This window comes from Labrys sedimenti (assembly GCF_034424805.1).
GTDB classification, from domain to species: Bacteria; Pseudomonadota; Alphaproteobacteria; order Rhizobiales; family Labraceae; genus Labrys; species Labrys sedimenti.
On record NZ_JAXOUF010000008.1, the window covers coordinates 229,556 to 254,189 of the forward strand.

A 24,634-nucleotide genomic window follows, 5' to 3' on the forward strand; every position below is an offset into this window, starting at 1 on the left:
ACATTCTGAAAAGCCTCAATCCAGATTGATTGTCTCGGCGCCTGGCCAGGTGACCTTGTAGCCGAAATTGATGTCCTTGGCGGCGCCGGGGGCGAGATCCACCGTCCAGACCAGCACGCCGCGGCGGTTGTCGGCATCGCGCTGGGTCGGCGGGGTCATCTGGGCGGAGGGTTCCACCTTGATGTCCTTGTTCTCTGCGACCGGCAGGGCCTCCTCGATCGATAGCTTGATGGCGGTGGCGCGGCCATTGCGCAGGCTGATCTTGTAGTCGCGCCTTTCACTGGTGGTGGGGCGAGCGATGCCGATGTTGCTTTCCACCTTGCGCGTCACGGCCCGTTCCACCTTGATGCGATCATCGGCGCCGAAGCCGAGGCGCACGGGTTCTCCCTTGGTGGCGAGCGGCATGGCGGTCTGGCCGGCATAAAGGCCGTCGCGATAGATCGAGACGGAACCCGGGAAGAGCGGGGTGTCCTCGCCATTGCTGAAGCTGGCTTCGAGAAAGGCGGTCTGCTGCAGGGATGGCACGGCGCGTGCCACGATGTCCGGCGTGAGCGTGGCGGAGGCGAGGCGGAGCGCCTTAGAGCCCGGTCCCGAGGGCACGCTGGCGCGGGCCGGAAGGGCCCACACGCTCTGGTAGCCGGCGGTGTTCAGTTGGGCCTCGACCTCACGCCCGGGACGCGGCTTGGCCGGTGCTGCCTGGGTAGCCTGCGGGGCCTGGCGCGCTTCGTTCTCTTCGGCGCGGCTGCGCGCCAGGGCATCGGCCGGCAGCACGTCATAGTCGGGCTGGAAATTGAGGACATAGCTGACAAGCTTGGGAGGTGCGGCGCCCGTGGTGGCGCGGGCGGTCGAGATGGTAAGCGCGACGTCGCTCCAGTCCTCGCCGGTCGCCTGTGTGACCTTGGCTCGCCTGACGAGTTCGAGTTCACCCTTCTCGCTGTCGAGCCGCGCATCATAGAGCGGCGTCCAGCCCGCATTGCCGATCAGATAGGAAATCGCGATGCGGCCTTTGATGGCCTGCTCGGCATTGACCGAGAGGCGCAGCTGCGTGCGCTTCTGGCCTTCGGGGCGGCCGTCACGCTGGCTCTGCAGCCTGGCGATGTCCTCGTCGAGATCGCGGATCTTGAGCGCGTTCTGGCGCAGGGCTTCGTTGACTTCGATCATGTCGTCGCCGACGGCGTTCCAGGCGCCGCGCAGGGCAGCGACGTTGCTGCCCTCCTTGGCAGCGTTGAAGGTGGCGCCATTGGCGAAGCGCTCGATCAGGCCGCGCTTGGCGAGCAGGGCCTTGCCGATCCCGGCCAGACCCTCGCGCTGATCCTTGAGATCCTGCAGGCTCTTGCTCGCGGCGGCATCCGGCACGGGGCCGTCGCTCAGGGCATTGGCGATGTCGGTTCCCGCTAGGGAGACACCAGCGGCCTCGCGCATGTCGACCCGGATCGAGGCGGCGTCGAGACCTGAGGGCAAATCCTTGGCGACCAGCACGCTCTCGCCCGCCGGTATGTCGAACTCGATCACGCGCGTGACCGTGGCGCCGTCGGGATAGACAGAAACGGCGTCGATTTTCGACTGCACCCCCAGATCTCCTGCAAAGACCGGCGCGGTGCCGAGTAGCAGAAGGGCGGTAAGAGCGAGGCGGGGGACGGGGGACATGGTGGATCTCCGTTGCGGGACCGCCATGGGAGGACAGGATTGCGGCGGCATGGCGACGGCAACCTTGAGCTGTATCGGGGGAAACAGGGTGGGTACCTTTAAGGTGAAGCCCCGGAAGCACGGTGTGCCGATCTCCAGATCGGCACACCAAGGCTGGATTGCGCTCTGAGCGTCAGCACCGGTGACGCGGTAATGCCTGTCTCAGCCGCGCCCGCGTTCGGAGATCACCGGCTTCACGCGCAACTCGATGAAGTTCTCGATCTCCCGCAGCCGGCGGCGGGCGTCGAGGATGTCGGGGCCGATGCCGTAGCGCCAGGAGATGTCGGTGCGGCGCTTGTCGGCGACCAGCGCCTCCAGATCGGCAATCCAGCCATCGACAGCCTTTTCGTCGCGGAAGAAGCTCTCGGCGAGCAAGGTGGGCTTGTAGCGGCGCATGATCACCGTCAACTCGTTGAGCGAGAATTCGGGATGGTACTGGATGCCCCAGAAGCGACCGCCATCATGGCTGATGTCGACGGCCTGTACGTCGCTCACCGTATTGCTGGCGAGCACGATGGCGCCTTCCGGCAGTGCCTCGACCTCGTCGCCATGCACGCACGGGCTGGTGAAGATGGGCGCCTTGCCGGTATAGAGCGGATGCTCGCGCCCCTCGGCCGTCAGTGTGATGTCGCGCGCGATGCCGACTTCGCGGCCCTTGGGATTGGATCGCACCGAGCCGCCGGCGGCGACGGTCGCCACCTGCAGGCCCCAGCAGGAGCCGAAGAAGGGCGTGCCCGATTTATAGACCTCGCGGGCCAGCTCGACCTGGCGCATCGATTCGGGCTCGGCCTTCCAGATGTTGAGGCCGGAGCCGGTGATGACGACACCGTCATAGCTCTCGAGGCCGGCAGCATCCGGCAGGTTGGCACCCTCGTCGGCGGGCAAAGCGATGTCGCAGATCGCGTCCGGTGCCAAGCTCTTCAGCACCGCCGCATAGGATTCCGACGGCGTGAGGCCGTAGGTCGCGCGGTGACGTTCACGCGCTGCACGGACATTGCCTTCGACGACGAGGAGACGCATTGCTCACCTGTGATCACATTTTGCCGCGACCGGGTTTAGCAGCCTGCGGGCCGGCGGGGAAGAGCGAAGAGTAACGATCCGTACAAGATGGGGGCCAGGGCGGCAAAATGAAGCGTTTGGTATGCGCCCCCCGAAGATTTTCTCGGTACAAATCAGCCGGAGCAGGGCCTCGCTCAGGGAAAGGAGTCGACGATCTCGATCTCGCCGATGATGGCGGCATTGAAGGCGGGAAGATCGTCCGCCGGGATCCAGTATTCCTGATGATCCTTGCCGCCGGCCTCTTGGACCGCATAGCGCTCAAGGATGGCCTGCTCGACTTCAAAGCGAGTCACGAAACCGGAGCCACTGGCCGGTACATTCCAGTCCCGGGCGATCTTCACGGCATAGGCGTGCGTCGTGACGGGGTAGAATATCGGCTGGTCGGGAAGGCGCGGAGGGAACGCCTTCATCCCGCTTGCGCGGATCAGTGCCAGTTCCTCCGGACCGACAGGGCGCCATAGTGTTACGCCGGCCATATTGCACCCTTCCTTGCCGGTGCCCCTCCATCAGAATGGACACCGGCGCCTTGCCAATGGCTGTCGCTCTATCAGAACGTCAGCGCCTTCACCTGCACCACATTCGGAATGGTGTTGATCTCCTTGAGCAGGGTCTCACCCACCACCTGGTCGATACCGACCAGGGCAATGGCATTGCCGCCTTCGAAGTCACGTCCAAACTGCATATGGGCGATGTTGATGCCGTTCTCGCCGAGCAGCGTGCCGATGCGACCGATGAAGCCGGGGCGGTCGTGGTTGGTGATGTAGAGCATGCGCGGCAGTAGGTCCGCCTCCACGTTGATGCCCTTGATCTGCACGATGCGCGGCTTGGTGCCGGCGATGATGGTGCCGGCGACGGCCCGGGTCAGGTTCTCGGTCTCGACCTCGAGCGTGATCAGGCTGTCATGGTCGCCCGTCTTCTCGCGCGTGGTCTCCTCGATGACGATGCCGCGCTCGCGCGCCACGCTCGGCGCGGCCACGATGTTGATGTCGGCCAAAGCCGGACGCAGCAGGCCCGCCACCGCGGCTGACGTCAGCGCCTTGATCTTCATGTGGGCGACATCGCCCTCATAGACGATACGGATGGTCTTGATGTCGGTCTCGGTGAGCTGGCCGGCAAAGGAGCCGAGCTTTTCGGCAAGTGAGATATAGGGCTTGAGGCGCGGGGCCTCTTCCGCGGTGATCGAGGGGAAGTTGACGGCGTTGGAGATGGCGCCGCGCAGGAGGTAGTCCGACATCTGCTCGGCGACCTGCAGAGCGACGTTCTCCTGGGCTTCGGTCGTCGAAGCACCCAGATGCGGCGTGCAGACGACATTGGGCAGGCCGAAAAGCGGGTTCGCCGTAGCCGGTTCCTCGACGAAGACATCAAGGGCGGCGCCGGCGACATGGCCGGATTTCAGGAGCTCGGCGAGAGCCTCCTCGTCGACCAGGCCGCCGCGGGCGCAGTTGATGATGCGCACGCCGGGGCGCGTCTTGGCCAGGGCCTCGCGCGACAGGATGTTGCGGGTCTGCGGTGTCATCGGCGTGTGTAGGGTGATGATCTCGGCCCGGGCGAGCAGGTCGTCGAGTTCGACCTTCTCCACGCCCAGTTCCAGCGCGCGTTCGGCGCTGAGGAACGGGTCGAAGGCGATGACGCGCATTTTGAGGCCGACGGCACGGTCGGCGACGATCGAGCCGATATTGCCGCAGCCGATGATGCCGAGCACCTTGCCGGTGATCTCGACGCCCATGAAGCGGTTCTTCTCCCATTTGCCGGCCTGGGTGGAGGCGTCGGCGGCGGGGATCTCGCGGGCCAGCGCGAACATCATGGCGATGGCGTGCTCAGCGGTGGTGATGGAATTGCCGAAGGGCGTGTTCATCACGATCACGCCGCGGGCGGTGGCGGCCGGGATGTCGACATTGTCGACGCCGATGCCCGCGCGGCCGATCACCTTGAGATTGGTGGCCTTGGCGAGGATGGCCGAGGTGACCTTGGTGGCCGAGCGGATGGCGAGGCCGTCATAATTGCCGATGATCTCGGCGAGCTTGTCCTTGTCCTTGCCGAGGGCGGGCTGGAAATCGACTTCGATGCCGCGATCCTTGAAGATCTGGACGGCGGCGGGGGACAGGGCGTCGGAAATCAGGACTTTGGGAGCAGTCATGGAAGCTCTCCTGGAGCGCGGGCATCTGCCCGCTTATGGAAACGGGATTCTTTGCAGAAGATGATGCTGCTGGGGCCGCCGATCTCTTGTCGGCCTCATTCCGGAAACGTCGTGTTTCCGAAGAGCCGGCAGGATGCCGGCGGTCCCAGGGAAGAATTCAGCCGAGCGTGGCAATTGCCTTGTGGAACGACCAGTCGAGCCAGGGCATCAGCGCCTCGACATCGGCGGTCTCCACCGTGGCGCCGCACCAGATGCGCAGGCCCGGAGGCGCGTCGCGATAGGAGCCGATGTCGAGCCCTGCCTTCTCCGCTTCGATGGCGGAGGAGAGAGCCTTGGCGAAGGCGGCCTGCCCTTCGGGCGGGAGTGCCGCCACCCGCTCATCCACCACCTTCAGGCAGACCGAGGTGTTGGAGCGGGTGGCCGGGTCCTTGGCCAGGAAGTCGATCCAGGGCGTCTTCTCGACGAAGCGCTCGATGGCGGCGAGGTTGGCGTCGGCCCGGGCGATCAGCCCGTCGAGGCTGCCCATGGCCTTGGCCCAGTTCAGCGCGTCGAGATAATCCTCCACGCAGAGCATCGAGGGCGTGTTGATGGTCTCGCCTTTGAAAATGCCCTCGATCAGCTTGCCGCCCTTCGTCAGGCGGAAGATCTTGGGCAGCGGCCAGGCCGGCGTATAGCTCTCCAGCCGGGCGACGGCGCGGGGCGAGAGGACGAGCATGCCATGGGCTGCCTCGCCGCCGAGGGCCTTCTGCCAGGAGAAGGTGACGACATCGAGCTTGGCCCAGTCGAGACGCTGGGCGAAGGCGGCCGAGGTGGCATCGCAGATCGTGAGGCCTTCCCGATCGGCCGGGATCCAGTCGGCATTCGGTACGCGCACGCCGGAGGTGGTGCCGTTCCAAGTGAAGACGATGTCGCGATTCCTGGCGTCGATCTCGCTGATATCGACGATGTCGCCATAGCCGGCCTTGAAGATGCGGGCATCATCCAGCTTCAGTTGCTTGACGACGTCGGTGACCCATTCGGCGCCGAAGGATTCCCAGGCCAGTACGTCGACGCCGCGGGCGCCGAGCAGGGACCACAGCGCCATCTCGACGGCACCCGTGTCGGAAGCCGGCACGATGCCGATGCGGTAGTCCGCCGGCACGCCGAGCACGTCACGGGTCAGCTCGATCGCCTGTTCGAGCTTGGTCTTGCCAAGCTTCGCACGATGCGAACGGCCGAGGGCGGCAGATTTGAGGGCTTCGGGGGTCCATCCGGGGCGCTTGGCGCAGGGGCCGGACGAAAAGTTGACGACAGCGGGCTTTGCCGCTGGCACTTGCAGTGTCATCGCGATGTCTCCATCCTCGCAGATGGGCGTTCCTCGTTGGGGAGGAATGTCCCGCAGCCCGTATGCGCTGTGGCGAGGATGACGTCAAGAGACTTTTGATGGTCGGATAGAGGAAACTTTGACGTAAGCCTTTCGACAGTCCGACCGTGGTACAAACGCCACGACCGGGCTTACCCGTCATTTCACCGAGCCGGCCGTCAGGCCCTTGACGATATAGCGCTCCAGGAAGATGCCGATCAGAGCGAGCGGGGCGATCGCCGTGGTGGCGAGCGCCGCCATCGACCACCAGTTGATGCCCTGCGAGCCGGTCTGGCTCGCCACCATCACCGGCAGGGTCTTGGCATCCGAGGAGGTCAGCAAGGCGGCGAAGAAATATTCGTTCCAGGTCAGCACCAGCGCCAGGATGAAGGCAGCCACCATGCCGGGCAGGGCGATCGGCAGGATGATGTGCCAGAAGGCGCCCCAGAGCGACAGGCCGTCGACCAAAGCGGCCTCGTCGAGCTCGGTGGGGATGGTGTCGAACTGGTCGCGCATGATCCAGATCACGATCGGCAGCACGGTCAGCGTGTAGAGCAGGATCAGGCCGATGCGGGTGTCGAGCAAAGCGAGCTCACGGTAAAGCACCAGGAAGGGCAGGGCCAGCACCACCGGCGGCAGGATCAGCTGCGACAGGAAGAAGAAGGAGATGTCGCGATTGCGCATCCAGCCGAACTTGTACTGGAAACGGCTGAGGCCATAGGCGGCGAGGGAGCCGAGCACCACGGCGAGCAGCGAGGATCCGAGCGAGGTGATCACGCTGTTCAGGAAACGCGACAGGAATTCCGAACGCACCGTCGAGGTCGAGCCGAGCGTATCGGGCGACAGGCCGAGCGAGCGCCAGCCCTTCCAGTCGGGCTGGAAGTCGAGCCAGGGAATGAGATGGCCCTGGGTGACGTCGACCGCCGATTTCATCGAGGTGGTCAGCGTCCAATAGATCGGAAACAGGCAGATGAAGGCCCAGGCGATCAGCGCGCCATAGATCAGCACGCGGCTGAGCACGGTGGTCAGGCGGAAGGCGGTATCGCGGGGCGCCGCCGTCGGGATGGCTGTCGTCGTCATGTCGATCCCTTCCCGGTCAGCTGCTGCGCTGCATGAAGCGGTTGGCGATGTTCAGGAGCACTGTGACGAAGACGATGATCACCACCAGATAGAACATCGCCAGCATGGTGCCGTAGCCGACATTCGAGCGGTCCCGGTATTCGCGGTAGATGAAGCTCGATACCGTATCCGTCGCCCCGCCTGGCCCACCGGAGGTGGTGTTGATCACGATGTCGGCGAGCTTGAGCTTGAAGATGATGCGCAGCACGATCGCCGTGATCGAGACGGGCAGCATCAGGGGGAAGATCATCTCCTTGAACTGCTGCCAGCCCGAGGCGCCGTCGATCTTGGAGGCTTCCATCACCTCCTTGGGCAAAGCCTGCAGGCCGGCGAGCAGCAGGATCATCAGGAAGGGAATGGAAACCCAGGCATCCATCGCCTCGATCGAGAGGCGGGCGATCCAGGGCTGGGTGAAGAAGGTCGGCTGCGACCAGCCCAGTTCCCGCATCAGCCGCGCCACCGGCCCGTAGCGATATTCCATCATCGACTTGCCGACCATCCAGCTCACCGCCACGGGGCTGAGCATGAAGGGCAGGAGGAAGGCGACGCGGAAGAATTTGCGGGCCTTGATCTCGGCATTGAGCAGGAGCGCAAGGCCGAAGGCGATGGCGTATTCCACAAGCACCATAGCCACGTAGAACACCATGTTGGCGAGGGCGTTCCAGAAATCGGGGTCGTGGAAGAGCGTGACGAGATTGTCGATGCCATTGAAGCGCTGGCCGGCGAAGGAGGAGAGGTTCCAGTCGGTCAGGGCGATATAGAAGCCGAAAATGGTGGGGAAGATCACCATCGCCACGGTGAACAGCACGGCCGGCAGGATGAACAGGGCGCGCTCGCCCGCTTCCCCCCGCATCAGCACTTGGGCGACGCCGAGCGCCACCGACCACAGCACGAAGGCGTAGAGCACGGGCCGCCAGTTGTCGAAGCCGAGGGCCAGGCCCTGGTTCTCGTGCAGGAACTGCACCAGGGCGGCAACGACGAGGAGGACGGAGGCCAGCCCGATCAGAACGCGCCCGAGGAGGATGCGACTGCTCGGGATGGCGGAAGAATTCCTGGCGGAAGCCGTGGCAAGTGAGGACATCGGGAGCCTGTTGACGCAACAGCAAATTATAGAGGCGCAGCCTTCCTTCTCCCCTCGCAGGAGAAGGTGCCCCGAAGGGGCGGATGAGGGGGCTCGCCAAGCTTACAAGGTATGGCGCATCCACACCTCATCCCCCTGCCGGGACCTTCTCCCGCAAGGGGGAGAAGGAACTTTTGTCGGCGGCGGTAGTACGCAGACTACAGCCCCAGCGAAGCCTTGTAGAGCTTGATCTGCTTGTCGCGGCCGATCTGGTCGGTCAGCTTTTCCCAGGCCGCGGCGATCTGGTCGGCGCCTTCCTGGGCCTTGAGCTGGCCGGCATAGATCTTGGCGAGGATGTCCTCGGCCAGGCTGTAATATTGGAAGATGCCGGGGATGCGCGGCTCGATCGCTCCGTTGGGGTGGTTGTAGGAGTTGAACTGCGAGTCCAGATAGTTGGAGATGAAGGCCTTGTCGTAGCCGGCCGCCACCCACTCATCGATATTGTGCTGGCTGTTGCGATAGCATTGGAAGCCGGAGGGATAGACCGCCGTCCACAGCGCCAGGTCCTTGCCGCCGAGATGGGCGGCGGCGCTCCAGGCAGCCTTATGCTTCTTCTCGTCCTTGTCGACGCGGGCCATCACATAGACGCCCCAGCCGAGATAGGCCAGGTTCGGTGCGAAGTTGGGGCCGCTTGCCAGCTTGTCCCACTTGCCGGTCTTCGCATTGTAGACGTCGTCGGAGCCGGGCAGGATGTCGAAGCCGCATTTGTCGCCGATGACCGAGGAGTCGTTGGTCTTGGCGTTGGAGCCGATGTCGCCCCACCACACGCACATCGAGCCGGTACCGCCGAGGAATTGCTGGAAGCCCGTGGTGTTGGGGTCGGCATTGAGCTGGTCGGCGGGCTCGGAGGGCAGGGCATCGAGCACGTCCTGGATGGCGCGCACCCAGGCCGGATTGTTGATGCGCGGCTTCATGGTGTCGACGTCGAACAGCCAGGCCTTGTCGTCGGGGTGCTTGGCATAGGCGGTGGCGCGGCTGCCGAGGAAATAGAAGCCGAAGCCGCCCCAGGCCTTGCAGGCGTCGAGATAGCCATAGGCATCCTGGCCGTCGACTTGCTTGCCCTTGAGGAACTTGGTCACCGCCTGCACCTGCTGCCAGGTACGGGGCACCGCCCATTCGGTGGTGTTGCCGGCTTCCTTCCAGGCCTTGGCCAGGGCCTCGTCCTTGAAGTAGTCGGTGCGGTAGTTGAAATTGTGGGTGTCGCCGTCGATGGTGACGCGGTACTGCTTGCCGTCCCAGGTGCCGACGGGCGGCTTGAGGTAGGAAACCAGGTCGTCCATGTCGATCTGCTTCTTCACCCAGTCCGGCATTTCCGAAGCCAGGCCCTTGCCGCAGACGTCGCCCTCGAAGGGCGCGCCCATCTCGAGCAGATCGAAATCGACCGTGCCGGTGGCGATGGCCTGCTGCAGGCGTGGATTGTAGTCGGCCTGGGCGAGGTCGATCCAGTTGATCTTGGCGCCGGTATAGGCCTCCCAGGGCTTGAGGAAGCCGCGGAACAGCAGGTTGTGCAGGTTCTGGTTGTTGAGCCCCATGAACGAAAGCTCGACGCCCTTGAACTCGCCTTCCTTGATGGAAGCCTTGGTGGCGCCGAGGCAGAGCTCGCCGACCTTCTGCCAGTCCGCATCGGTGGGCGAACCCTTGCCGACCCCGGGGATCTGCAGGATCTTGGCCCTGAGGTCGCCGGCTTCGTCCGCCATCGCCGGCTGGGTGGCGGCCGCGAACCCGAGGCTGCCCATGGCGGCCATGGCGCCGACGCTGGCGGCTCCCTTGAGCAAGCCGCGGCGGCTCGCCTGCAGGGCGAGGAGATGTTTGTAGTCTTCCGTTTTCACGTCGATTCTCCCGGTCTGAATGGCTGGTCTTGTTCTTGGCCGTGTGGCAGCGGACGGTGTCTTTTTCTGAAGCTTCGGCAACGTCGGGTTGTGGCGAAGTGTGCGGATGCTAGGAAGGCACCCCGCTCTCGTCAACAAAAAGGTCAGACCATTTCGGGTCTCAATTCAATCTCAAACCGCTCTCGGCATCGAATAGATGCACGGCGGCCAGATCGGGCTGCAGCGCCAGGGTTTCGCCAGAACCCGCGCCGACACGTTCGCGGAAGACACCCAGAATCTTCTGCGCACCCAGCTGGGCAAAGACCTGGGTTTCGGCGCCGGTGGGCTCCACCACGGTGATCCTGGCCTGCAGGCTGCCGCCGAGCGAAAAATGCTCGGGGCGGATGCCATAGACGACGCGCCGGCCCTCGCTGCCGGCCGGGATGGCGGGCACCGGCAATTCCACGCCGTCATCGGTGACGAAACGCGGCGCCGGGCTGGTTTCCAGGCGGCCCTTGATGAAATTCATGGCGGGCGAACCGATGAAGCCGGCGACGAACAGGTTTGCCGGACGGTCATAGAGCTGCAGCGGCGAACCGATCTGCTCGATGATGCCGTCATGCAGCACCACGATGCGATCGGCCATGGTCATGGCCTCGATCTGGTCGTGGGTGACATAGATGGTGGTGGTCTTCAGGCGCTGATGCAGCTCCTTGATCTCGGCACGCATCTGCACGCGCAGCTTGGCGTCGAGATTGGAGAGCGGTTCGTCGAACAGGAACACCTGGGGCGCGCGCACGATGGCCCGGCCCATGGCGACGCGCTGGCGCTGGCCGCCGGAGAGCTGGCGCGGATAGCGCGCCAGATAGGGGCCGAGGTCGAGGATCTCGGCCGCCCGCTTCACCCGCTCGTCGATCTCGGCTTTCGGCGTCTTCCGGATCTTGAGCGCGAAGCCCATGTTCTCCGCCACCGTCTTATGCGGATAGAGCGCGTAGGACTGGAACACCATGGCGATATCGCGATCGCGCGGCGGCAGGTCGTTGACCTGGCGGTCGCCGATCTTGAGGGTGCCCTCGGTGATCGGTTCCAGGCCGGCGATCATGCGCAGCAGCGTGGACTTGCCGCAGCCCGAGGGCCCGACCAGGGTGACGAACTCGCCGTCCTCGATGGTGATCGACACGCCGTGGATGACCTTCTGGGCGCCATAGGATTTCTTGACGTCGACGACATCGACTGAGGCCATGCGGCGAGGTTCCCTCTGACTGGATTTGTCTGACGAGGATTGGTAGCCGAATGCTTCGCCATTCGGCAAGGGCAGGACTATGGTCATCCCGTGCGCGCTGCAGAGCGAAGCGGTGCGGCGCAGACACGGGACCGCGGGAGGAGAAAGGCGCCCTCTCTTGAGGGCGGTCCCGCATCTGCATCGCATCGCTATGCGCTGCAGATGCGTGCGGGATGACTTCTCCTATTTGAACCCTTCGGCGCGGTAGACCTCCTTGCCGCCCACCACCGTCAGCAGCACCGCCGTCCTGGAAACCTCCTCCACGGGAATCTTGAGCGGGTTGCGATCCAGCACGATCAGATCGGCGAACTTGCCGGGCTCCAGCGAACCGGTCACCTCGTCCTGATGCAGCTCATAGGCGGCGTGGATGGTGGCTGCCTTCAAGGCCTCGCCGATGCTCAGGCCGGGATCGGCATTGAGCTTACCCGGATTGCTCGGATCGCTGCGGGTGACGGCGATCTGGAAGGCATACCATTCGTTGAGCGGATCCACCGGCCAGTCGCTGCCGAAGGCGACCCGTGCGCCAGCCTTGAAGATCTGGCCATAGGGCTCGACGAAGGGCAGGCGCTTGGGGCCGGCCTGTTCCTTGATGGCCGCAACCTGGTCGGGTGAGGCTGCGCCCCATTGGAAGGAGAGCACGGGAATGGCGCCGAGCTTGGCGAAGCGCGGCAGGTCGGCCGGATCGACCATCTCGTTATGCGCCAGCGCCGGCCGGATGTCCTTGCCCGGCACCTTGGCGCGCATGGCTTCGATCGCGTTGAGCGTGACATTGACGGCGCCGTCGCCATCCGTGTGCAGATGGGGATCGATGCCGGCTTCGGCGAGCCCGATCAGCAGCGGGGTGAGGCGGTCGGGCTGGACATAGAGTGCGCCGCGCTCCGTGCCGGGCTGCCAGTCCGGCTTGTCGGTGCTGCCCTTGTTGACGAAATAGGGGGCCAGCACATAGCCGGTCTGGGCCGGCGCCTGAATCACGCCGTCCATGAAGATCTTGGCGTTGCGCAGGGTGATGCCGGGTTCCGGCTGCAGCGGGCCCTGATCGAAGCGGGCGGCGAGCGTGCGAACTCGCTGGACGTGGGCGTCGGCGCTCTGGTCGGTATCGGTTGCCAGTTTCGGCGCCAGATGGGCGCGCGCTGTCAATTCGCCTTGCTTTTGCAAGGTGGCCCAGGCCGTCATTTCGCTCTCGTCGGCCGCCGCCTCCAGGAAGCTGGTGATGCCGCCCTTGCGCAGGGCCTCCAGAGCGGTGCGCCCGAAGGCGAGATTCTGCTCGGCCTCCTGTTCGGGCGAGAGCTTGGGCATCGCCGCCATCACGGCTGTGTCGCCGCCATCTTCCAGCATGCCGGTCGGCTCGCCGGCGGCGTCGCGCACGATCTTGCCGTCCTTGGGATCCGGCGTGTCCTTGGTGACCTTGGCCAGCGTCAGGGCCCGGCTGTTGGCGAGCTTGGAATGGTAGTCGAAATTGATCACCAGGATGGGACGCTTGGTCTTGAGCCTGTCGAGCTCGCCGCGGGCCATGTCGGAGCCGGCGGGCAGCATCTTCTGGCGGAACCAGTTGTTGACGATCAGGAAGTCGTCGTCCCCTGCTTTCGCTTCCTGGTCGAGGCAGGCCTGGATGGCGGCCAGGGTCTGGTCGAGGGTGAGGGCGGCATAGTTGAGATTGCATCCCGTCAGGCTCTTGCCGCCGCCGAGGGGATGCATATGGCCGTCGATCAGGCCGGGCATGGCCATGCGGCCGCCGAGATCGACCACCTTGGTCTTGGGACCGATATGGGGCTTGGCATCCGCACCCGTACCGACGAAGACGATTCGTCCCTCGCGCACGGCCAGGGCCTCGGCCATGCTGTCCTTGCTGTCGGCGGTGTAGATCGTGCCGTTGAGATAGACAGTATCGGCGGGTCTGCTCTCCTGGGCATTGGCGCCGGTTGAACCGAGTGCCGAGATTGCGGCGAAGGCCGTACAGAACAAGCCTGCCTTCAGGCTGTGGCTAATCATCTTCATTCCCCCCTAAGACCCCTCCCGGTCACTAGAGCAAAGCGCCTTCAGGCATGAACGGCTCTTTGCTCTAGCTCCTTGTTGCGACGCGCCTTTGCGCTTCTTGGCGATACAGCCAGATCGCAAAGCGCTTCCGCATCTTTCAAGAAACATGGTTGCACTTGGTTTGGAAAGACGCCATTTCCCCGCAGGGAGGCACGCATGAAAGCCAACAATTCACCGTCCGCCGAGGACGTCATCGTCGCGGTGTCCGGCGTCAGCAAGACCTACAAGACGGGCTTCCAGGCCCTGAAACAGATCGATCTCAACCTGCGCCGCGGCGAGATCTTCGCCCTGCTCGGCCCGAACGGGGCCGGCAAGACCACGCTGATCTCGATCATCTGCGGCATCGTCAATCCTTCCAGTGGCACCATCCGTGCCGACGGCTCCGACATCGTCAGGGACTACAGGGCCGCCCGCACCAAGATCGGCCTGGTGCCGCAGGAATTGTCGACCGATGCCTTCGAGACCGTGTGGGCGACGGTGAATTTCTCGCGCGGCCTGTTCGGCAAGCCGTCCAACCCGGCCTTCCTCGAAAAGATCCTGCGCGACCTCTCGCTGTGGGAGAAGCGGGACAGCAAGATCATGGCCCTGTCGGGGGGCATGAAGCGCCGCGTGATGATCGCCAAGGCCCTGTCGCACGAACCGACCATCCTTTTCCTCGACGAGCCGACGGCGGGCGTCGACGTCGAGCTGCGCCGCGACATGTGGGAGATGGTGCGCGGGCTGCGCGAGAACGGCGTGACCATCATCCTCACCACCCACTATATCGAGGAAGCCGAGGAGATGGCCGACCGCATCGGCGTGATCAACAAGGGCGAGATCATCCTGGTGGAGGACAAGACCGAGCTGATGCGCAAGCTCGGCAAGAAGCAGCTCACCCTCAGCCTGCAGCAGCCTCTCGAAGCGGTGCCGGCCGCGCTTGCCGCCTACCGGCTCGATATCGCCGACAACGGCAACCAACTCGTCTACACCTTCGACGCCAAGGACGATCCGGAAGTGCTCTCGCGCCTGCTTCACGATGTCGGCGAAGCCGGCATCGGCTTCAAGGACCTGCAGACCAGCCAGTCCTCGCTCGAGGACATCTTCGTCAGCCTGGTAGGGGCGCATTGATGAACATTCACGCCATTCGCGCCATCTACGTCTTCGAGATGTCGCGCACCTTCCGCACGCTCCTGCAGTCGATCGCCTCGCCGGTGATCTCGACCTCGCTCTATTTCATCGTGTTCGGCTCGGCCATCGGCAACCATATGCCGACGGTCGGCGGTGTGAACTACGGCGCCTTCATCGTGCCCGGCCTGGTCATGCTGGCGATCCTGACCGAGAGCATTTCCAACGCCTCCTTCGGCATCTACATGCCGAAGTTCATCGGCACCATCTACGAAGTGCTGTCGGCCCCGGTCTCGGTGGTGGAGATCGTCATCGGCTATGTCGGCGCGGCCGCCTCCAAATCCATATTGCTCGGCTTCATCATTCTGATCACCGCCTGGCCCTTTTCGCATTATTCCATCGAGCACCCGTTCTGGATGCTGGCCTTCCTGGTGCTCACCTCGGTGACCTTCAGCCTGTTCGGCTTTCTCATCGGCATCTGGGCGGATGGCTGGGAAAAACTGCAGATCGTGCCGACCCTGATCATTACGCCGCTGACCTTCCTGGGCGGCAGCTTCTATTCGATCAAGATGTTGCCCGACTTCTGGCAGGGCGTCAGCTACATCAACCCGGTTCTCTATCTGGTGAGCGGCTTTCGCTGGGCCTTCTACGGTGCTTCCGCTTCCGATGTCGATTTCGGGCAGAGCCTGGGCATGACGCTGGTCTTCATGCTGCTGTGCCTCGTTGTGATCGGCGTGATCTTCCGCACGGGATGGCGGATCAAGGTTTGAGCGGGTCCTGCAGGAAAACACGCGAAATTTCATATCGGAGCGAGTTTCCAAGATGATCGAGACGCCGCGCCTTCTCTTGCGCAAGCCCATTCTCGACGATTTCGAGCCCCATGCCGCCATGTGGGCGGAGCCGGAGGTCTACAGGCACATCTCGGGCAGGCAGCGCAGCCGCGAGGAGATGTGGCAGCGCTTTCTCCAGGCCCATGGCACCTGGCACTTCTTCGGCTTCGGCTATTTCTCGGTGATCGAGAAGGCGAGCGGACGCTATCTCGGCATGACCGGCTTCCAGGATGCGATGCGCGACATCGAGCCGAGCCTGGTGGGGTCGCTGGAGGCGGGCTGGGTGTTCGCCTCCCATGCCCACGGCCGGGGCATCGCCTTCGAGGCCAGCCAGGCCGCCTTCGACTGGGCGCGCGGCATGCATCCGGGCCGGAAGGTCACGGCAATCATCGCGCCGGAGAACACGGCCTCGATCCGGATCGCCCGCAAGCTCGGCCTCGAGGCCGGCCCGGACGTCAGCTATCATGATTCCATCGTCACGCTGTTCGAGGGCTGGCTGGGCGAGACCGATTCCCCGGCTCGACATTCCCATGCCGGCGCAGTAGCAGGGGCGTGACGATCGCAGCCATGACCGGGTAGGTGCACGCATGCCGAATCAATCAACGCCGATGACAGGAAGCTGTCGCTGCGGGCAGGTCGAGTTCGAGGTTGCCGCTGCGCCCTTGATCACCATGGCCTGCCATTGCCGCGGCTGCCAGAAGATGACCGGCAGCGCCTATTCCCTCAGCGCGGCAGTTCCTTCGGAAGGCTTCCGGGTCACCCGCGGCGAGCCCGTGATCGGCGCCCTGCATGGGCCGACGCGGCATTTCTACTGCGATCATTGCAAGAGCTGGCTGTTCACCAGGCCCGAGGGCATGGATTTCTTCGTCAATGTCCGCCCGACCATGCTGGCCGAAGCGGTATGGACGGAACCCTTCATCGAAACCTGCACTTCGGAGAAGCCGGCCTGGGCCTCGACTTCGGCCCGGCATAGTTTCGAGCATTATCCGGCACCCGAGCTCTATCAGCCGCTGATGGCGGAATATGCCGAATATTTGTCGTCGCAGAGCGCGGGGCAGGGCGCCGCCTCGCGTGACTGACGCGGCCGGCTCCGTGGAGTGTTGTCATGTCGGAAGCATTGCCGGTCTATCGCAGCCGGGCCTCGTTGCGCGATGATCTGCGCCGGCTCGGTATCCGGGCGGGCGATACGGTCATGCTGCATGCCGCCATGAGCAGGGTCGGGCCGCTGCTCAACGGTCCGGATGCGCTGTCCCATGCCCTGCTCGATGTCGTCGGCCCACAGGGAACGATGATGGTCTATACCGATTGGGACAGCGCCCACACCGATCTCCTCGATCGGGAAGGGCGCGTCCTGCCGGCATGGCGCGATCATGTGCCGGGCTTCGACCCGCAGGCCTCGCGCGCCGTCCGCGCCAATGGGGTGATCGCCGAATTCGTGCGGACCATGCCCGGCGCTCATCGCAGCGGCAATCCCGGCGCCTCGATGGCAGCGATCGGCGGCCGCGCAGTCTGGCTGACGGCCGATCACCCGCAGGACTACGGCTATGGCAAGGGCTCGCCTCTGGCCAAGCTTGTCGCGGCCGGCGGCCGGGTGCTGATGGCTGGTGCGCCCTGGGACACTATGACCTTGATCCACCACGCCGACCATCTGGCACGCCTGCCCGGCAAGCGTACCTTGCGCTATGAGGTACCTTTCGCCGGCGTCCATGGCGTAGTTTGGCGTTTCATCGAGGAATTCGACACGTCCGAGCCCGTTCTCGACGGCATGCCTGCAAATTACATCGAGCGGATCGTGACGGCCTTCGTTGCGCAAGGCGGCGGCCGGCAAGGGCTCATTGGCCAGGCGCCGTCCCTGCTGGTGGATGCAAAGCCCATGCTCGATTTTGCCATCGGTTGGCTCGAGGCCTGGGCTGGTTCGCATCACGGCTGAGGGCCTCGGGCGGCCACATTGCGGTCCGGGATCTGAACCATATCATTATCTGCCGCGCCATGGTGCCGGCACGCCGGTCGGTTCGAAAATGGCAAGGCGGCGTCAGGCCTCGGCATAGGGCGTGCCGTCCTTGTGCAGGAAGCGGCCGTCAGAGCTGGGGCTCATCATGTCGATGTCGGAGCAGTGGATCACGTCGGCGGACGAGCGCGAGCCGACTTCGAGATAGACCGCCATGGCGCCGGATCTGTTGATCATGTGATGGCCGTTGCCGGTGTCCTTGGGAAAGGCGGCGCAATCGCCGGCACGCAGGATGGTCTCGCCGGAATCCTCGACGAGCGTCAGCTCGCCTTGCAGGACATAGACGAATTCGTCCTCGGCCGTGTGCCAATGGCGTTGGCTCGACCAGTTGCCCGGTGGCAACTGCATGAGATTGACCCCGAAATCCTGGAGACCGCCGGCATCGCCCAGGCGCTGCCGCACCCGTTCCGCACAGGAAACATCGAAGGGCGGTGGGTAACCCGAACCCTTGTGCTTGGGAACGATGGCAAGGTCGACCTTGGGCATGGCAGGCTCCTGGTTGTCACAGCGGTCGGGGCGACGACGGCGGCGGAGCGACCATCTTGCCTTTTCCAGGCTCTTGATCAAAGGGAGCATGAAGGCTGCAGGTTCAGGTGCAGTGAGAAGCCGATTGCCACTTGCAGCTTGACGGACTCCAACGTGCGGCGCACACTGATGAAGTCGATTTTGGCCGGTGAGCTCGATCTTCAGCGGCCAATAAGCCCTTGAATCAGCTAGCCTTTCGCCGGTGTGAGTTGGCATGGTCTTCCACCTGGAAGGTGCGAAGGAAGTTCAAAGGGGCACGATATGAGCACAGGTACTGTGAAGTGGTTCAATTCCACCAAGGGATATGGTTTTATCCAGCCGGACGATGGAACACCCGACGTTTTCGTACATGTCAGCGCTGTGGAGCGTGCGGGCTTGCGCGAATTGACTGAAGGTCAAAAAGTTAGCTTCGAATTGGTTCGTGACCGCAAGACGGGAAAATCTTCGGCCGGCGACCTCAGGGTGGGCTGAACCCGGCTGCTGCTGCGGGAGCTTGATAACATTGCTTTCGACAATTCTCATCAAGCCAGGCATCCCGTGTGAGAGTTCTTGCTCGTTGTCATTGGCGATGCGGAATGTCGACCGCATGAAAGTATCCAAGTAGAGGCGAATATGATGCGGCGGGCTTTAGCTCGTCCGCAAGCCTTTCTCTCCCAAATCTCAAGGCAATCCGCCTTCCTGGCCTGCTTCGTCGAACGTCGAAATCCGATTCGTGGGACGATGGGGCGTCAGTGCTGAGCCCATTCCAGAACACGATCGAAACAAAGGACAGGAGATGGGTATACACATTTTCGGAATTGGCGATTTTGTTATCTTGAAGCTTGCGCCCATCCGCCAGCAAGACAAGGCTTATGAAATTATCCGGCTGTTGCCAGCTGATGGACCGGAGCCCGTTTACAGGATCAAGAGCATAGGGGAGCCTTTTGAGCGGAGGGTCCGCGAGTCCGAATTGAGCGCCATGAAGATCGTCAATCGACTCAGCGTATTACCGTCTCACTGATCCATTGGGGCAGCCGCGCCAAATGGACCTGCTGGGGTGCATTTCAATGTATTTTGTGAATCCCTCGATTTATCGGACACGCCGCAGCATATCTGATAGGTGTACTTGAACTGGTCGCAGGGATTCGCTCTCTCCCGGTGGGAGCCGGCCAGGGGGGATGCGAACCACTGAGCCTCTGGCCGGAGCTCCCCTTGTACGACGGTTATCCCCTGTATCGGCCTTCCAGTTTCAATGCTAAAAGTGCTTGGAGCTTCATCGCGACATGCGCGGAATCTTGGCAGTGATAGTGCGAGATAGCTGGTTTTCGCTGCCTTCCGCGGTGCAGCTAAATAGTCGAGACGTGTCGGCTCGCGTAGGCAGGGCTCGCTGGATTCGAAGTTGCCGAGCCGAGGGCGCCCAATTTGCTGCAGTCAAACAATCACGTCAAAAAAGGAAGATAATTCCTTCGTGCAGCCTTTTAATAAAAATTAAATTTACGCCTATCTTTTTTTGAATATTTTTAGTATATGTGGAAAATTATCGATCTTGCTGATGAATTACCAGGCAATTTTAAATTGCCTTTGACGATTCCCTCCGACAATTTCGGTAGAAATGTAACGCCCGCTGCACAAACACAGCAGGGTTATCTATGTCGATTGAAAGGAAATCGTCTTGAGCACAGGTACAGTCAAATGGTTCAACTCCCAGAAGGGATATGGCTTCATCGCTCCTGAAGATGGCAGTCGGGACATTTTCGTCCATATCAGCGCCGTCGAGCGAGCAGGCATGTCGGACCTTCGTGAAGGCCAGAAAGTCAGTTTTGACGTCGTCACGGACGACCGTAGCGGCAAAGCCTCTGCAGACAACCTGCAAACCGTTTAGGACCAGCGCCTGTAGTCTTTGACCGTGGATATACTGGCATGTCCGTTGAGATGCTCTGAAGAGGCCGGGTTCACACCCGGCCCTTTTGTAAGATCGAGAACACCGTCCGATATCTCGGCGTCGATGTGGAGGACGCGCTCATAATCGCTGAGCGAACCGAGATCTGACCCTGGGCGGTCATCCTAGGCTGCGGGATGGCCGCTTCGGCTTTGATGTCCCGTCAATCGTTGGGTGGACTGCGGACAGGAAGCCGATGGCTAGGTTGGGGACTTTCCTGACGGGCGGCTATCAGGTGCCCCGCAGCGGATAGCTGCCGGCTCGCTACGCCGCTCATCGCCGTAAAAACGATGGCGTTTCGGGAGGCGTCGTGCGCAGCCTTCAGTTCAGTCGGTATTATCCTTCGGCGGCCAATGTCATCAGCCGTTCACGCAGCCAGCGTTGTGCCGGATGGTTGGTCGTCCGGTCGTGCCAGACACTCGCGATAGTAAAGCCAGGGATGGTGAGTGGCGGTTCCACCACCTGCACCTGATTCGACCAGCCATCGGCGATCCGCCGTGGGATCAAAGCGATCATGTCGGACCGCGACACTACCTCCGGCACGATCAGAAAGCCCGACGTGGATAGGGCTACGATGCGGCGGTGGCCGATGGCCTCTAGTGCCGCATCGGCAGGCCCCGAGAACCCGCCGCCCTGGGGCGACACGACGATGTGCTCCAAAGCGCAGAATACGTCCAGGCTGAGACGGCCCTGCACGGCCGGGTGTCCCTGCCGGGCGATCACCACGTAATCCTCACGAAAGAGCTGGCGCTGGCGCATGGCCGCAGGTGCATGGTCTGGCGATGCCAAGGCAAGGTCGACCTCGCCGCGCTCCAACTGCGTGGCGACCGCCAGCACGTCCAGGGCACGCCAGGCGATGCGGACCCTGGGGGCCTCGGTCCTGAGCGCGACGGAGAAGCGGCTGAGCAGCGCATACTGCACATAGTCGCTCGCGGCGATGACCAGGGTAGCCTCCATGGTCGCCGGGTCGGACGGCATTCCATCTGCCACAACCCTGCGGACACCCTCCAGCGCTTCATGCAACGGTTGCCGAAGCTCGACGGCGCGCTGGGTCAGGACCATCCCACGTTGCGCCGGAATGAGGAGGGGATCGCCGAGTTCATCGCGAAGCCGCGCCAGCCGGGCCGACAAGGCGGGTTGGCTCAGGTTCAAGCGCCGGGCGGCACGCGTAACGTTTCCTTCCGCCAGCAGGGCTTCGAGCGTGACGAGCAGGCCGAGATCGAGGTTTCTGGTATCCATTTGCTGGATAACAACAGGTAAAAGGTTCGATTTCAATACCGCGTCATGCCGCTCTACATGAGATCGGAATGGAGGATCCAGGGGGATCCATCGCCCCCCTCCCGACAAACGAGCCGGCATAATGAGCAGCGATAATCAAGCCATCACCGTATTGGGACAGGTAAGGGCGAAGGCCCGCCACGAACCCGATGTACGGGCGGGCCTTCAAGCTTTAATCGAGCCGGCGCGGCGTGAAAGCGGCTGCATCTCTTACGAGATGTTCGAAGATGTTGAGCATACCGGCAGCTTCTATTTCGTCGAGGAGTGGGAAAGCCAAAGTGCTCTCCATCTTCATGTGAAACGTCTACAGCCTTACATGAATAAGATTCTGCCAATGCTAAGCCAGCAGCTTCAGATCAGTGTAATAAGACCTCTGGAGTAACCTTACTGGAAATCGATCCTTCCCGCTCGCCGATGCCTTCCGGCCACGAGAGACTGGCGGGCGTTTCGGCAAGATCGTCGTCGAATATCGACAGATCCCAACAATCAGGAATAAGCCATCATGAAGGTTCTTATTGTTTACGCGCACCCTGAACCCACTTCGCTGACACGGCAGTTGGTCGAGGTGACCGCTGAGACGTTGTCGGCGGCGGGGCACACCGTGATCCATTCAGACCTTTACGGCATGAAGTGGAAGGCGGTGTACGATGCCGATGACTTTCCAGTCCGTAACAACTCCGAACGGCTGTCATTCATCATGGAATCGGGCCATGCTTACGGAAGCGGGCATCAGACGTCCGACGTGATCGTCGAGCAGCAGAAGCTGCTCGCGGCCGATGCTGTGGTCCTGCAATTCCCGCTGTGGTGGTTCGGCGTGCCCGCGATCCTGAAGGGCTGGATAGAGCGGGTCTATGCCTTCGGTTTTGCCTACGGCTATCAGAACGGCTCCAACGAGTTCCGCTTTGGCGACGGCATCCTCAAGGGCAAGCGAGCGCTGGTCAACGTGCAGGCAGGCGGCCCAGTGGCCGATTATGGCCCGCGGGGTATCAACGGGCCGATCGAGCAACTGCTGTTCCCGCTGACCCATGGCGCGCTGTTCTACCCCGGCATGGACGTGCTGCCGACACACGCGGTCTATGGCGCAGGTCACGTTTCCACGGCGGAGGAAGTAGACGCGATCAAGGCAGCATGGCGTGTGCGTCTCGCCGGGCTATTCACCGACAAGCCGATTCCCTTCCGTTCGCAAAACGGCGGCGACTTCCCCGATCGCCACACCATGGTCGATCACGTCGCGCCAGGCCAAACCGGCCTCGCCGCGCACTTTGCTGATCTGATCGACGCATAACGAGCACACCGATGTCGCCTGCATTGTTCGCGCTTGCCGTGGCGGCCTCCGCGATCGGCACGACGGAGTTCGTCATGATCGGGCTCGTACCGGATGTCGCGCGCGATCTTACGGTAACGCAATAAGGGGGTTCGAGGAAACGTCGTGCGCAGCCTTCAGTTCAGTCGGTATTGCCCTTCGGCGGCCAACGTCGTCAGCCGTTTAAGCGGAGAACATCATGATTTCACCCTACACGATCTACATCCCTGACGAACGGCTCGCCACGATCAGAGCGAAGGTCGAGGCTTATGACTGGAGCCAGCTGCCGGATGCGGGGGGCTGGTCGGCGGGCGTCGGGGTTGATGACCTCAAGCGGCTCGCCGCGTATTGGCGGGACAGCTACGACTGGCGTGCGGTCGAACGGCGCCTCAACGCGCTGCCCAACTTCACGGCCGACGTGGAAGGCGAGCACCTCCACTTCGTTCATATGAAAGGCGACTGCTCCAAGCCGCCCGTCCTGCTTCTCCACGGCTGGCCGGGCTCGTATCTCGAGTTCGAGCGGCTGTTGGAGCCGCTCGCAGCGGACGGGCACGATGTTGTCGTCCCCTCGCTTCCTGGCTTCGCGTTCTCCAACCCGATCACGCGCCCGATCGGCCCGCGGCGGGCTGCTGCGCTCGTGCATGGGCTGATGGTACAACTGTTCGGCGACGCGCGGTATTTCGTTCAAGGGGGCGATTGGGGCCACAGCATCGCGGCCTGGGCAGCGCATGATCGACCGGACGCTCTGCTCGGCATCCATATTAACATGATGACCGTGCGTGCGGCGGATGCCGCTCCGACGACCGACGGGGAGAAGTCCTTCGCCGCCAAGCGGGCCGCCATTGCCGATCGGGAGAGCGCCTACTTTCACGAGCAGGAAACTCGTCCGCAGACGCTCGGCATCGCGATGGCCGACAGCCCGGTCGGAGCGGCGGGCTGGATACTCGAAAAGTTCGGCAAGTGGGCCGATCTTCCGACTACCGCCGATGGCGACCCCGACATCTGGAGCAAGTTTTCCGAGGAGGAACTCCTCACCAACCTCATGCTCTATATCGCGCCGGCATCGTTCGTGACTGCAACCTGGATCTACTACGGCAGCCGGCTTGAGAAGTCGCGGATGCTTCCAGCCGGCACCCGCATCCAGGTGCCGACCGGCGTTGCGGCCTTCCCGGATCCGGTGTTCTTGCCGCCGCCGCGCTCGTTCGCGGAGAAGACCTACAACATCGTGCATTGGACCGACATGCCGCGGGGCGGGCATTTCGCCGCGCTGGAAGAGCCGGAATTGATGCTGGCCGACCTGCGCGCCTTTATCGCGACGGTGTCGGGAGCGCGCTCCTGAAGGTGGAGACCTCCGTTTCCGAAGCGCGGTGCGTGGCGCTGGCAGCGCAGGGCTTCAATGCCCTGCGTCGTCACGGCCGCATCGGCGCGGGCCAACTGCGAAGGGCGATCGACCGGCCTGGCCTGCTCCAAATCGACAGCAAGACCCGCATCACCTAACCCGTAACGCCATCTATGTGCCGCGACGGCGGGCTTCAGCGTACGTTTTCGACCATCCTCTCACCGGAGCCCGATAAGGTTGCGCAGCTCGCCGGCTCATTTCGGTAGGGGAAACGAGAATTGCACGGCCTCGCACTTCTTACCGGTGAGATCCGGCATGATGCGTAACTTCGGGCCTGACTACTCAGGCTCGTCCAGCTAGTACCACATCATGACGGCAACCTTCTCAGCCGACGAGCTGGAACACCTGCGCGCGATGACGCCGGGAACTAGGCACCGCGTCCATCTCAACAATGCCGGTGCAGCGCTGATGACGACGGGCGTGCTGTCCACCGTGGTCGATCATCTCAACCTGGAGGCCGAAATCGGCGGCTATGAGGCGAAAACGCGGGAGATCGAGCGTATCGAGGAGTGTACCGCAGCGTCGCCCGGCTCGTGAACGCCGACCCAGGCGAGATCGCGCTGGCGGAGAACGCGACGGTCGCCTGGCAATGGGCCTTCTACGCGCTAGGCTCAGGACCTATTAATTTGGTTTGAGATGTGATTCACGGTTTCCGGTGGAGGCCGTTATGGGTGATTTGTTT

The 24,634-nt window shown here is 63.0% G+C and carries 24 protein-coding genes and 1 pseudogene; 13 read left to right on the forward strand and 12 right to left on the reverse strand.

The genetic code is table 11. From position 1 onward, the window contains the following. Positions 1-15: 15 nt before the first annotated feature. From U1R88_RS22570 to U1R88_RS22615, 10 genes are all read right to left on the reverse strand, one after another. The gene (locus U1R88_RS22570; protein ID WP_322433268.1) at positions 16-1,647 is read right to left on the reverse strand and encodes a mucoidy inhibitor MuiA family protein; all 1,632 of its coding nucleotides are present in this window, start codon (positions 1,645-1,647) and stop codon (positions 16-18) included. Positions 1,648-1,848: 201 nt separating this feature from the next. After that, positions 1,849-2,706 carry a type 1 glutamine amidotransferase gene (locus U1R88_RS22575; protein WP_322433269.1) on the reverse strand — a complete coding sequence of 286 codons (858 nt, stop codon included), beginning with the start codon at positions 2,704-2,706 and terminating at the stop codon, positions 1,849-1,851. 173 nt (positions 2,707-2,879) lie between these two features. Then, entirely contained in the window at positions 2,880-3,221 is a 342-nt protein-coding gene (locus U1R88_RS22580; RefSeq protein WP_322433270.1) for an ADP-ribosylation/crystallin J1, read from the reverse strand. A gap of 71 nt (positions 3,222-3,292) precedes the next feature. Continuing rightward, on the reverse strand, positions 3,293-4,882 hold the full coding sequence (gene serA / locus U1R88_RS22585; protein ID WP_068289371.1) for a phosphoglycerate dehydrogenase: 1,590 nt from the start codon (positions 4,880-4,882) through the stop codon (positions 3,293-3,295). Between the two features lie 157 nt (positions 4,883-5,039). Next, a complete protein-coding gene (locus tag U1R88_RS22590; RefSeq protein ID WP_068289373.1) occupies positions 5,040-6,206 on the reverse strand; it encodes a phosphoserine transaminase in 1,167 nt (388 codons plus the stop codon). Between the two features lie 177 nt (positions 6,207-6,383). Continuing rightward, entirely contained in the window at positions 6,384-7,304 is a 921-nt protein-coding gene (locus tag U1R88_RS22595; RefSeq protein ID WP_322433271.1) for a carbohydrate ABC transporter permease, read from the reverse strand. Between the two features lie 16 nt (positions 7,305-7,320). Continuing rightward, entirely contained in the window at positions 7,321-8,424 is a 1,104-nt protein-coding gene (locus U1R88_RS22600; RefSeq protein ID WP_322433272.1) for a carbohydrate ABC transporter permease, read from the reverse strand. A gap of 197 nt (positions 8,425-8,621) precedes the next feature. Beyond that, positions 8,622-10,208, reverse strand: coding sequence for a type 2 periplasmic-binding domain-containing protein (locus tag U1R88_RS22605; RefSeq protein ID WP_425545469.1), 1,587 nt, complete (start codon positions 10,206-10,208; stop codon positions 8,622-8,624). Between the two features lie 244 nt (positions 10,209-10,452). Further along, positions 10,453-11,514: an ABC transporter ATP-binding protein gene (locus U1R88_RS22610; protein WP_322433274.1), complete on the reverse strand. Its 1,062-nt coding sequence runs from the start codon at positions 11,512-11,514 to the stop codon at positions 10,453-10,455. 222 nt (positions 11,515-11,736) lie between these two features. Next, complete coding sequence (locus U1R88_RS22615) at positions 11,737-13,542, reverse strand: amidohydrolase (RefSeq protein WP_322433275.1); 1,806 nt, start codon at positions 13,540-13,542, stop codon at positions 11,737-11,739. A 201-nt stretch (positions 13,543-13,743) separates the two neighbouring features. On the opposite strand from U1R88_RS22615, the gene U1R88_RS22620 reads away from it, so the two are divergent. Genes U1R88_RS22620 through aac(3) form a run of 5 tightly spaced genes read left to right on the forward strand, consistent with a single transcriptional unit; the run spans position 13,744 to position 17,451 of the window. Then, positions 13,744-14,694 (forward strand): ABC transporter ATP-binding protein, encoded by a 951-nt coding sequence (locus U1R88_RS22620; protein WP_068289382.1) that lies wholly within the window; start codon positions 13,744-13,746, stop codon positions 14,692-14,694. Further along, positions 14,694-15,461, forward strand: a complete 768-nt coding sequence (locus U1R88_RS22625) for an ABC transporter permease (protein WP_322433276.1) — start codon at positions 14,694-14,696, stop codon at positions 15,459-15,461. Before U1R88_RS22620 ends, U1R88_RS22625 begins: the two co-directional genes overlap by 1 nt. A 52-nt stretch (positions 15,462-15,513) precedes the next feature. Beyond that, positions 15,514-16,077 carry a GNAT family N-acetyltransferase gene (locus tag U1R88_RS22630; RefSeq protein WP_322433277.1) on the forward strand — a complete coding sequence of 188 codons (564 nt, stop codon included), beginning with the start codon at positions 15,514-15,516 and terminating at the stop codon, positions 16,075-16,077. Between the two features lie 31 nt (positions 16,078-16,108). Next, positions 16,109-16,600 carry a GFA family protein gene (locus tag U1R88_RS22635; protein WP_322433278.1) on the forward strand — a complete coding sequence of 164 codons (492 nt, stop codon included), beginning with the start codon at positions 16,109-16,111 and terminating at the stop codon, positions 16,598-16,600. Between the two features lie 26 nt (positions 16,601-16,626). Further along, positions 16,627-17,451, forward strand: a complete 825-nt coding sequence (aac(3), locus tag U1R88_RS22640) for an aminoglycoside 3-N-acetyltransferase (RefSeq protein WP_322433279.1) — start codon at positions 16,627-16,629, stop codon at positions 17,449-17,451. Positions 17,452-17,553: 102 nt separating this feature from the next. Here the strand turns inward: aac(3) and U1R88_RS22645 are convergent, their stop codons facing one another. After that, positions 17,554-18,015, reverse strand: a complete 462-nt coding sequence (locus tag U1R88_RS22645; RefSeq protein WP_322433280.1) for a cupin domain-containing protein — start codon at positions 18,013-18,015, stop codon at positions 17,554-17,556. Between the two features lie 300 nt (positions 18,016-18,315). Here U1R88_RS22645 and U1R88_RS22650 point away from each other — a divergent pair, with 300 nt between their 5' ends. The 3 genes and pseudogenes from U1R88_RS22650 to U1R88_RS22660 all read left to right on the forward strand — a co-directional run. Beyond that, positions 18,316-18,525 (forward strand): cold-shock protein, encoded by a 210-nt coding sequence (locus tag U1R88_RS22650; protein ID WP_082979781.1) that lies wholly within the window; start codon positions 18,316-18,318, stop codon positions 18,523-18,525. 1,180 nt (positions 18,526-19,705) lie between these two features. Next, positions 19,706-19,915, forward strand: a complete 210-nt coding sequence (locus tag U1R88_RS22655) for a cold-shock protein (protein WP_322433281.1) — start codon at positions 19,706-19,708, stop codon at positions 19,913-19,915. Between the two features lie 89 nt (positions 19,916-20,004). After that, a pseudogene (locus U1R88_RS22660) lies at positions 20,005-20,082 on the forward strand (integrase); the annotation flags it as partial. Positions 20,083-20,308: 226 nt separating this feature from the next. Here the strand turns inward: U1R88_RS22660 and U1R88_RS22665 are convergent. After that, the gene (locus U1R88_RS22665; RefSeq protein WP_322433282.1) at positions 20,309-21,211 is read right to left on the reverse strand and encodes a LysR family transcriptional regulator; all 903 of its coding nucleotides are present in this window, start codon (positions 21,209-21,211) and stop codon (positions 20,309-20,311) included. 121 nt (positions 21,212-21,332) lie between these two features. On the opposite strand from U1R88_RS22665, the gene U1R88_RS22670 reads away from it, so the two are divergent. The 5 genes from U1R88_RS22670 to U1R88_RS22690 all read left to right on the forward strand — a co-directional run bounded on the left by U1R88_RS22670 (position 21,333) and on the right by U1R88_RS22690 (position 24,489). Beyond that, positions 21,333-21,632, forward strand: a complete 300-nt coding sequence (locus U1R88_RS22670; RefSeq protein WP_322433283.1) for a putative quinol monooxygenase — start codon at positions 21,333-21,335, stop codon at positions 21,630-21,632. Between the two features lie 120 nt (positions 21,633-21,752). Then, complete coding sequence (locus U1R88_RS22675; RefSeq protein WP_322433284.1) at positions 21,753-22,535, forward strand: NAD(P)H-dependent oxidoreductase; 783 nt, start codon at positions 21,753-21,755, stop codon at positions 22,533-22,535. A 217-nt stretch (positions 22,536-22,752) separates the two neighbouring features. Continuing rightward, on the forward strand, positions 22,753-23,892 hold the full coding sequence (locus U1R88_RS22680; RefSeq protein ID WP_322433285.1) for an epoxide hydrolase family protein: 1,140 nt from the start codon (positions 22,753-22,755) through the stop codon (positions 23,890-23,892). Positions 23,893-23,924: 32 nt separating this feature from the next. Beyond that, the gene (locus tag U1R88_RS22685) at positions 23,925-24,050 is read left to right on the forward strand and encodes a hypothetical protein (protein ID WP_322433286.1); all 126 of its coding nucleotides are present in this window, start codon (positions 23,925-23,927) and stop codon (positions 24,048-24,050) included. A 211-nt stretch (positions 24,051-24,261) separates the two neighbouring features. Continuing rightward, on the forward strand, positions 24,262-24,489 hold the full coding sequence (locus tag U1R88_RS22690; RefSeq protein WP_322433287.1) for a hypothetical protein: 228 nt from the start codon (positions 24,262-24,264) through the stop codon (positions 24,487-24,489). The last annotated feature ends 145 nt before the right edge of the window (positions 24,490-24,634 follow it).

Coding starts and splice junctions, on each gene's coding strand:
- U1R88_RS22690 (WP_322433287.1), top strand. CDS start 24,262: ATGACGGCAACCTTCTCAGCCGACGAGCTGGAACACCTGCGCGCGATG.
- U1R88_RS22625 (WP_322433276.1), top strand. CDS start 14,694: ATGAACATTCACGCCATTCGCGCCATCTACGTCTTCGAGATGTCGCGC.
- U1R88_RS22650 (WP_082979781.1), top strand. CDS start 18,316: ATGAGCACAGGTACTGTGAAGTGGTTCAATTCCACCAAGGGATATGGT.
- U1R88_RS22610 (WP_322433274.1), bottom strand. CDS start 11,514: ATGGCCTCAGTCGATGTCGTCGACGTCAAGAAATCCTATGGCGCCCAG.
- U1R88_RS22635 (WP_322433278.1), top strand. CDS start 16,109: ATGCCGAATCAATCAACGCCGATGACAGGAAGCTGTCGCTGCGGGCAG.
- U1R88_RS22675 (WP_322433284.1), top strand. CDS start 21,753: ATGAAGGTTCTTATTGTTTACGCGCACCCTGAACCCACTTCGCTGACA.
- U1R88_RS22615 (WP_322433275.1), bottom strand. CDS start 13,542: ATGATTAGCCACAGCCTGAAGGCAGGCTTGTTCTGTACGGCCTTCGCC.
- U1R88_RS22680 (WP_322433285.1), top strand. CDS start 22,753: ATGATTTCACCCTACACGATCTACATCCCTGACGAACGGCTCGCCACG.
- U1R88_RS22580 (WP_322433270.1), bottom strand. CDS start 3,221: ATGGCCGGCGTAACACTATGGCGCCCTGTCGGTCCGGAGGAACTGGCA.
- U1R88_RS22605 (WP_425545469.1), bottom strand. CDS start 10,208: ATGGCCGCCATGGGCAGCCTCGGGTTCGCGGCCGCCACCCAGCCGGCG.
- serA (WP_068289371.1), bottom strand. CDS start 4,882: ATGACTGCTCCCAAAGTCCTGATTTCCGACGCCCTGTCCCCCGCCGCC.
- U1R88_RS22620 (WP_068289382.1), top strand. CDS start 13,744: ATGAAAGCCAACAATTCACCGTCCGCCGAGGACGTCATCGTCGCGGTG.
- U1R88_RS22570 (WP_322433268.1), bottom strand. CDS start 1,647: ATGTCCCCCGTCCCCCGCCTCGCTCTTACCGCCCTTCTGCTACTCGGC.
- U1R88_RS22630 (WP_322433277.1), top strand. CDS start 15,514: ATGATCGAGACGCCGCGCCTTCTCTTGCGCAAGCCCATTCTCGACGAT.
- U1R88_RS22575 (WP_322433269.1), bottom strand. CDS start 2,706: ATGCGTCTCCTCGTCGTCGAAGGCAATGTCCGTGCAGCGCGTGAACGT.
- U1R88_RS22665 (WP_322433282.1), bottom strand. CDS start 21,211: ATGGATACCAGAAACCTCGATCTCGGCCTGCTCGTCACGCTCGAAGCC.
- U1R88_RS22645 (WP_322433280.1), bottom strand. CDS start 18,015: ATGCCCAAGGTCGACCTTGCCATCGTTCCCAAGCACAAGGGTTCGGGT.
- U1R88_RS22600 (WP_322433272.1), bottom strand. CDS start 8,424: ATGTCCTCACTTGCCACGGCTTCCGCCAGGAATTCTTCCGCCATCCCG.
- U1R88_RS22590 (WP_068289373.1), bottom strand. CDS start 6,206: ATGACACTGCAAGTGCCAGCGGCAAAGCCCGCTGTCGTCAACTTTTCG.
- U1R88_RS22595 (WP_322433271.1), bottom strand. CDS start 7,304: ATGACGACGACAGCCATCCCGACGGCGGCGCCCCGCGATACCGCCTTC.
- U1R88_RS22670 (WP_322433283.1), top strand. CDS start 21,333: ATGAGCAGCGATAATCAAGCCATCACCGTATTGGGACAGGTAAGGGCG.